The organism is Nicoliella sp. ESL1113, assembly GCF_058509245.1.
The window spans coordinates 269,400-278,589 of the sequence record NZ_CP196387.1 but is presented as its reverse complement, the minus strand read 5'-3'; the positions used below and the strand labels follow the sequence as shown (position 1 = coordinate 278,589).

The 9,190-nt window shown below is 49.3% G+C and carries 1 protein-coding gene (running past one end of the window); it reads right to left on the bottom strand.

Going from position 1 to position 9,190, the window contains the following annotated elements; translation table 11 throughout:
* Positions 1-109 precede the first annotated feature (109 nt).
* Positions 110-9,190, bottom strand: partial view of a DUF5776 domain-containing protein gene (locus tag ACSYTJ_RS01135; protein ID WP_491719949.1) — the end only. Its footprint extends 17,928 nt past the window's final position; only the last 9,081 of its 27,009 coding nucleotides appear in the window; its start codon lies beyond the right edge, outside the window; its stop codon occupies positions 110-112.

Here is a 9,190-nt window from a genome sequence, read left to right as displayed (position 1 = left end):
ATTCATTTAATTCTATTTAGTTTCGTTAAATTTATTCAAAAAAAAATAGGTTCCCAAAATCGGTTAAAACGATTTTGGAAACCTATTTTCAATTACTTAAAAATTTGTATTAAACGAACTTAACAAATTTCTTGTTACTAGTAATGTACTTACCGTGACCAATGTAGAAACGAGTCAAACCTCTGTAGTTTACAACCCGATTAACATGAAGTTCTTTGCCACGCTTGTAGTACTTACCACTTTCTGAATTAAAGGTCTTTGAACTATGAGTCCGAATTCCCTTATTGTTGATTACCTTAACGGTCTTGCTACCTGCATTAGCCATTTCACTCTTACTGTAGTAAGCGTTGACAATGTACTTGCGGTTAGCAGTAAGGTAACCCTTAGTCGAGTTAGCACTCAAATGACTCTTAACGTAGTAACGTACCAAGCCACTCTTAGAAAGGGCAATCTTAGAAACCTTAAATTCACTGATCTTGTTACGAGCCTTCTTGGCGTATCCAGCAACCTTTACACCATTACCAAAGGTAGCCTTACTGTGAACGTAAACGCCCTTGGTGTTGTAGATGTAAAGTGGGTGCTTCTTCAACTTACCATTGAATTCCTTAACGTATCCATACTTGTAACCAGCAGACTTACCAGCTAATGATTCCTTTGCATACTTAGTATCAGCCTTGGCTGCAGCTTTACCAGCGGCAACTTGCTTCAAGTAAGCTGCGCGTCCAGCAGCATAAGCCTTGTCGTAATTAGTTTCATAACCACTAGCTTCACCAGTAAAGTCTGACTTAGCAGTCTTACCCTTGTATCCTGCCTTGTAACCATCATAAGCACCAAGGTAAGTAGGTTGACTTGCGTATTCAGAAGACTTACCAGAATCGTCCTTAGCGTCAGAAACCCCTTCTTTGTAGTAGTCAGCAGTTGAGCTTAGGTTAGATTCACCTGAGAAGATGACCTTAGCAGCTAGGATGATCGTTTGATAATCACTAGCAGCACGACTAGCAGCTGAACTTGCCAATACCGTAGCAGAAGCAAGCACTGAGTTAGCAGAACTCAATTGAGTTGTTGCTGAGGCAGCAGATGCAGCAGCTGCGGAAGCAACTGATGCGTAACTGTCTCCAAGTGCAGCATCACCACGTGAGTAAGCGAGTGAAGCATTCGTATTCGCATTGTTAGCAGCGGTTTGAGCGCTGTTAACAATCGAAGCAGCTGAATTAGCAGCAGAAGCAGCAGAGTTAGCAACTACCGTAGCGGAACTAGCTTGGCTGTTAGCAATTACAGCATCAGCAGATGCGGAAGTAATAACAGCGGCAGCAGAACTAGCTTGAGCAGCATAACTGATCAATGCTTGGTTACCAGCTGATTGAGCAGCAAGACTAAGTGCTTGACTAGCAATTTGAACAGCGGAACTAGCAGGCGTTGCAGTTTCTGAAGTGTTGGTGTAAGCAACAACTGAGTAACTATTTGCTAAGTTAGCATTACCGCTAACTTGACTGAACGTTTGAGCAGCTACACTAGTTGAAGCGTTAGCAGCTGAAGCGTATTGACTAGCATTATTAGACAAGTGCGTAACAGCGTAAGCAGCGGCAGCATCGCTTTGCGCAACTGAGTTAGCATTTTGAACCGTTACATTAGCGGAACTAGCAACTGATTGAGCAATTGCAGCAGCATTGGCAGCGGAAGTTGCAACTGAGTTTACGGAAGTAGCGTAGCTGTAGTATGAAGCAGCAGCACTATTAGCAGCGTTCATTTGTGAGTTCAATGAAGTAACAGCAGAGAAGTTACCTGCACTGGCGGCACTAGCCACTTGACTAGCAAATGATACAGCTGCACTGGCTTGAGCACTTGCTTGAACATTGGCAGATGCAGCAGCCGAATTAGCAGAACTAGCAATACTACTGTTAGATTGAGCAATTGCATTTGCACTCGCTACTTGAGAAGCAGCGGATGAAGCAATGACAGTTGCTGCAGAAGCTTCACTTGCATATGATTGAGCACTGCTGTTTTGAGTTGCTCCAGAAGCAATGAGTGAAGTAACTTGGGCTGCAGAACTAGCAGCTGAAGCTCCAGATTGAGCTTGAGAAGCATTTGCGCTTGCTGATCCAGCGTAGATTGAAGTTGCTGAGTTAGCTTGGGTAGCGCTAGATGCTTGAGAAGCAGTCGCGTTACTTTCAGCAGCCGCACTACTTGAAGCTTGTGATGCTGATTGAATAGCAGCACTTTGTCTTACGGATGCTGATTTAGCAACTGAGTTAGCAAGGGATGCAATTGCAAGCGCATTTGCTACAGCTGAATTGTCATTTGAGGCTACCACTGCGGCACTAGATGCTGATTGAGCAGCATTAGAAGCAACAACGGAAGCATTGACAGCTTGAACAGCAGCCGAACTAGCTAGGTTAGCTTGAGCAGCAGCGGATGCATTAGCGATCGCAGCATCAGATTCATCACCAGCACTAGCGTAACTCTTAGCAGCACTAGCATAGCTAGATGCGAGCGTTGCGGTAGAACTTGCAACCGAACTAGCAAGGTTAGCAGAATCTGCAGCGGAGCTTGCAGCACTCTTAGCGGATTGAGCAGCGGAGTTAGCAATTGCAGCGTCTGAAGTTGCAGAGTTAGCAACTGAAGCAGCTGAATTAGCAACTGAGTTAGCAGACTTGATTACCACGTTGTCAGGGTGAGCCGAAGCAATGCTGTTCGTAGCAGATACAACGGAGTTCACTTGACCGTCTGCAGAGGTAGCAGCGCTAGTTGATGAACTAGCATTGCTTGCATAACTAGCAGCGGCACTGGCATCTTGATTGGCACCATTAGCAGCATTCGAAGCAGCAGTGTTTGCACTAGCAGCTTCACTGGAAGTAGCAGTTGCACTAGCTGATCCTTGAGTACCAGCAGCAGCAGCGGATGAAGCAGCGCTGTTGGCAGCAGCAGCCGTGTTAGCAGCATTGGTAGCAACAGTTGCATCGCTAGCGGCTCTAGCAGAAGCACTCGATGCTGATTGAACAGCGGTTGAAGCTGTTTGACTAGCAACGATGGCTTGACTAGCAGCTTGACTAGCAGCAGCAGCTTGGTTAGAAGCTACAACGTTGGCGCTGGATGCAGATTCAGCATCACCTGCACTAGCGTAGCTGTTAGCAACACTAGCGGCGGATTCAGCGGCACTGGCAGCTTGACTAGCGTTAACACTAGCAGCGTTAGCAGAAGCAGCGGCACTTGATGCAGCTGACTTAGCTGATTGAGCATCAGCATTAGCAGAGTTAGCATCGGCATGGGCGGAACTAGCCACAGCAGAAGCCGAGTTAGCAACGGAAGCAGCAGAGCTGATTACCTTGTTAGCTGGGTTTGCTGATGAGAAGGCAGTTGCACTTGCAGCAGCACTAGCAGCAGCCGTATCGGCAGTCGATGCAGTGTTAGTTGAAGCACTGGCATCAGCAGCGTAACTGGATGCTAGGCTAGCATCGTTGTTGGCACCACTGGCAGCATTAGAAGCAGCCGTGTTAGCACCAGCAGCAACTGAGTTGGCAGTACTTGCACTGGCTGATCCTTGGTTACCAGTTGCAGCAGCATTCGAAGCAGCAGTGTTAGCTGAGCTTGCGATGTTGGCAGCATCGGTAGCAACCTTGGCATCATTAGCAGCCCGTACAGAAGCACTCGATGCTGATTGAACAGCGGTCGAAGCAACTAGGCTTTGAGCAACGGCTTGACTGGCAGCTACACTGGCATTGGCAGCTTGTTGTGAAGCAACCGCGTTGGCGCTCGCAGCGGAAACGGTGTCCCCATTATCTGCGAAGACGCTAGCAGCATTAGCAGCTGATTCAGCGGATTGAGCAGCGTTGCTTGCGTTAACACTAGCAGCGTTAGCAGAAGCAGCGGCACTCGATGCAGCAGACTTAGCGGATTGAGCATCAGCATTAGCGGAGTTTGCATCGGCATGAGCTGAGCTTGCAACTGATGCAGCGGAGTTAGCAACTGAAGCAGCTGAACTAACTACCTTGTTAGCAGGATGAGCTGATGAGAAGGCAGTCGCAGTCGCAGCAGCACTAGCAGCATTGGTGTCAGCAGTTGATGCTGTGTTAGTTGAAGCACTGGCATCGGAAGCGTAGCTAGCTGCTAAGGAAGCATCGTTGTTAGCACCACTGGCAGCATTGGAAGCAGCCGTGTTAGCACTAGCAGCAACTGAGTTAGCAGTACTTGCACTTGCTGATCCTTGGTTACCGGCGTTAGCAGCGTTGGAAGCAATGGCATTAGCGGAGATTGCCACGCTGGCAGCATCGGTAGCAACCTTAGCGTCACTAGCGGCTCTTACGGAAGCGCTAGATGCAGATACAACGGCAGTTGAAGCAGTTTGACTAGCAACAACAGCTTGACTAGCGGCTTGGCTAGCAGCATCAGCTTGGGTAGAAGCCACTACGTTAGCACTGGATGCAGAGTCGGCATTTCCTTCGTTTGCGTAACTCTTAGCAACACTAGCGGCAGATTCAGCAGCACTGGCAGTTTGACTAGCAGTAACGCTGGCAGCGTTAGCAGAAGCAGCGGCACTGGATGCAGCCGACTTAGCTGCTTGTGCATCAGCGTTAGCGGAGTTTGCATCGGTATGAGCAGAACTTACAACCGCAGCAGCGGAGTTAGCAACTGAAGCAGCGGAACTAACTACAGAGTTGTTAGGATGTGCTGATGAGAAGGCAGTCGCAGATGCAGCAGCACTGGATGCCGTGGTGTCGGCAGTCGATGCAGTGTTCGTTGAAGCACTGGCATCGGAAGCGTAACTGGATGCTAAGGCAGCATCGTTGTTAGCACCACTAGCAGCATTTGATGCAGCGGTGTTAGCGTTAGCAGCCTTGTTGGAAGCAGCATCGGCACTAGCGGAACCTTGATCACCGGCGTTAGCGGCGTTCTTAGCATCGTTATTAGCGGAACTAGCTAAGCTAGCAGCATCGGCAGCAGTCTTGGCATCATTAGCGGCTCTCACAGAAGCACTCGATGCGGAAACAACGGCAGTGGATGCAGTTTGACTTTGAACAACGGCTTCGCTAGCAGCTTGGCTCGCAGCGGCAGCTTGTTGCGAAGCAACCGCATTGGCACTGGCAGCAGATTCAGCTTCACCACTAGAAGCAAATAACTTAGCGGCGTTGGCAGCTGATTCAGCAGAACCTGCAGCTTGACTGGCAGTAACGCTAGCCGAGTTAGCAGAAGCAGCAGCGGTGGATGCAGCCGACTTAGCTGATTGTGCATCAGAGTTGGCTGAGTTTGCATCAGCATGAGCGGAGCTGGCAACCGCAGCAGCTGAGTTAACAACTGAAGCAGCGGAGCTAACCACCTTGTTGCCAGGATGTGCGGAAGCGTAGCTATTAGCGGAAGTAGCGTCATCAGCAGCAGAACTATCAGAATTAGATGCATCACTAGTTGAAGCACTAGCTTCACTTGCGTACTTAGCAGCATTAGAAGCATCGTCGTTAGCACCACTAGCAGCGTTAGATGCAGCGGTGTTAGCACTAGCAGCACTGGAGTTGGCAGTACTTGCACTGGCTGATCCTTGGTTACCAGTTGCGGCAGCGTTAGAAGCAGCCGTGTTAGCGGAGCTTGCTAATGCAGCAGCGTCGGTAGCAACCTTGGCGTCAGAAGCAGCTCTAGCAGAAGCACTGGATGCTGAAACGACGGCAGTGGATGCAGTTTGACTAGCAACGACGGCTTGACTAGCGGCTTGGCTAGCAACAGTAGCTTGGCTAGCAGCAACCGAGTTAGCACTCGATGCAGAGTCGGCATCCCCTGCACTAGCGTAGCTCTTGGCAACACTAGCGGCAGATTCAGCAGCACTGGCAGTTTGACTAGCAGTAACGCTGGCATCGTTTGCAGAAGCAGCGGCGTTAGATGCAGCCGACTTAGCTGATTGAGCATCAGAGTTGGCTGAGTTGGCATCTGCATGTGCTGAACTTACTACAGCAGCAGCGGAGTTCGCAACTGAAGCGGCGGAGCTAACTACCTTATCATTTGGATGTGCAGATGAGAAGGCAGTGGCGCTGGCAGCATCGGAAGAAGCATTCGTGTCAGCCTTAGATGCAGTGTCAGTTGAAGCACTAGCATCGGAAGCGTAGCTAGATGCTAAGGCAGCATCGTTGTTAGCACCACTGGCAGCGTTAGATGCGGCGGTGTTAGCATTGGATGCAACCGAGTTAGCAGCGCTGGCACTAGCGGAACCTTGATCACCAGCGTTAGCGGCGTTATTGGCATCGTTAGTTGCTGAACTAGCGGTCGATGCAGCATCTGCAGCAGTCTTAGCGTCGTTAGCAGCTCTAGCAGCAGCACTGGATGCTGATTTAACAGCAGTTGATGCAGTTTGACTAGCAACAACAGCGTTTGATGCAGCAGTTGATGCAGTTGCGGCTTGAGCGGCAGCTGATGCATTGGCGTTATCAGCAGCTGATTGATCACCATCGCTAGCGTAACTCTTAGCAGCACTAGCATAACTAGATGCAAGTGTAGCAGCAGAACTAGCAACTACGCTGGCACTGCTTGCTGATTGAGCAGCAGCACTGGCGGTACTCTTAGCTGATTGGGCATCGGAGTTAGCAGAGTTGGCGTCTGCATGAGCGGAGCTGGCAACTGAAGCAGCGGAGTTAACAACTGAAGCAGCGGAGCTAACCACCTTGTTGCCAGGATGTGCAGAAGCGTAACTGTTTGCAGAAGTGGCAACGCTAGATGCAAGACTGTCAGAAGCAGAAGCTTGGCTAGTTGATGAATTTGCGTTGCTTGCGTAACTAGATGCTAAGACAGCATCATTGTTAGCACCACTGGCAGCGTTGGATGCAGCAGTGTTTGCACTAGCAGCTTCGGATGAAGAAGCATTGGCACTGGCATCCCCTTGGGTTCCAGCAGCGGCAGCGGCACTAGCAGCAGAATTGGCATCAGCAGCTTGAGAAGCAGCAGTTGAAGCAATTGATTGATCCCGACTAGCCCGACTCGTAGCATTTGCAGCATCGTTAGTTGCGTTGCTTGCTGCAGCAGCAGCCTTAGATGCAATTTGTTCTTGTGAAGCAGCACTATCAGCAGCACTTGCAGCGGCACTTCTAGCAGTTGACCGTTGGGCTGGAGTAGCGTTTGGATCACTAGCTGCAGAAGCGTAGCTAGCTGCTGATGAGTAAGCATCGGAAGCAGCACTTTGCGCACCACTAACTGCGGCAGAAGCAGAATTTACAACTCCTGAAGCACTGCTTACGATGGCGTTAGCAGCACTAGCATCGTTAGCAGCTTGACTAGCAACTGCTGAAGCTGAGTTAGCAGTTGAGTTAGCACTAGCAATGACGGAGTTCTTAGGATGAGCTAAGGCTTGTGATGCAGTGGCGCTAGCAGCAGAATTAGCACTGTTTGAAGCGTCCGTAGTGTTAGAAACAGCAGCACTGGTTACGGCTGAATCACTATTAACAGCGGAACTGTTACCAGAAACAGCGGCAGCATCGCTATCAGTGGCAGAATCAGCATTGGATGCCCGCTTCTTGCTTTGGTTAGCGTCGTATTTAGCAGCTCTAGATTGAGCATCAGATGCAGCACTAGATGCAGTTGAGGAAGCTTGACTTGCAGCAGTTGAAGCTGCTGAAGCATTAGATGCAGCAGTTGAAGCAACCGTACTTGCACTAGCAGCAGCTGAATCTGCATTTTGAGCACTTGCGTTTTGTGAACTGGCAGCATCAGCAGCGGACTTAGCTTGACTATTGTAACTATCAGCAGCGGAACTGTTACCAGCAACGGCAGCAGATGAAGCTAAACTAGCAAGGCTAGTAGCAGCGCTCTTAGCTGAGGTTGCATTACTTCTAGCGTTAGATGCAGCAGTTGAAGCAGCATTAGCACTAGCAGAAGCAGAATCTGCAGCGGTTTTAGCAGATGCAGCAGAAGTCTTAGCATCATTTGCAGCAGATGCAGCAGATGCAGCGGTTGAAGCATCACTTGAAAGAGCTGAAGTAGTAGCAGGATCAGCTGAATTTTCATCGCTCATTACTGATGAAGCTACGCTTGAAGCACTGTTAGCAGCATCAGCTTGTGAACTAGCTAGGCTAGCAGCGGAGCTAACTTGATTTGCAACTGAATCAGTTGCACTCGCGTTAGATGAAGTAGCAGCATTGTTCTTACCAGTATTGGTATTAGCATCAGCGGCTTCACTTTCAGCAGCAGAAGCTGAACTTGAAATGGATGAAGCAACGCTGGTTTGTGAATTTTGAGTTTGAACAGCATTACTGATGGCAGCACTAGCGGCAGAGGCAGCAGATGCAGCATTAGATGCAGCAACTGAGTCGGCTTGTGCCTTAGCATTAGCAGCAGATGCTGAATCAGTAGCACTCTTAACAGCGGCGGCGGCAGATGCGGCATTGGAACTGGCAGTTGATGCATTGGATGCAGCTTGGACTGCAGCGTTGGCATAACTGTTTCCAGCGGAGTAATCCTTAGCAGCGTATGCTGATGAGGCGTTTGAATTAGCAGCTGATGCATCGGTTGCGGCCTTTTGAGCAAGTGAGTTTTGGTAACTTGCGGTATTAGCAGCAGCATCGGCATTTGACTTAGCAGTTGAAGCTTGCGCATTGGCAGAACTAGCATCAGCTGAAGCACTTGAAGTAACAGTGTTGGCAGAGTTAATTACGGAAGCAGCGGAGCTAACAACGGTGTTGCTTGGGTTAGCAGAAACCGCATTGCTTGCGTATTGACTATCAGCACTAACTGCGGATGATGATACATCGGCACCACTATTAGCAGCAGATGCTTCACTAGAGTACTTAGCAGCATCTTGATCATCAGAACTAGCTTGACTAGCACTTACAGATGCCCCACTTGCAAATCCTGGTGCAACTGAGTTGGCACTAGATGCAGCGCTGGTATCAGCAGTTGCAGCAGATGAGTTAGCAGTACTTCCCTTGGTAGCATCACTACCAGCAGCAGAAGCAACGGCGTTAGCTGATTGTGCAACATTATTGGCAGCAATTGCTTGAGAAGCAGCGTTAGATGCATCCTTAGCAGCTTGAGCGGCAGCAGCAGAAGCATTGTTAGCAATTACAGCTTGAGCAGCAGCGGCAGCGGCGGCACTGGATGCTAAGTCAGCGTAGCTCTTAGCATTTGACATGTTACCAGCACTAGATGCTGAATCAGCTTGGATAGCGTAACTCAATGCAGCAGATGAATCATTACCAGCAGTGGTGTTAGCTGATGAAGCAAC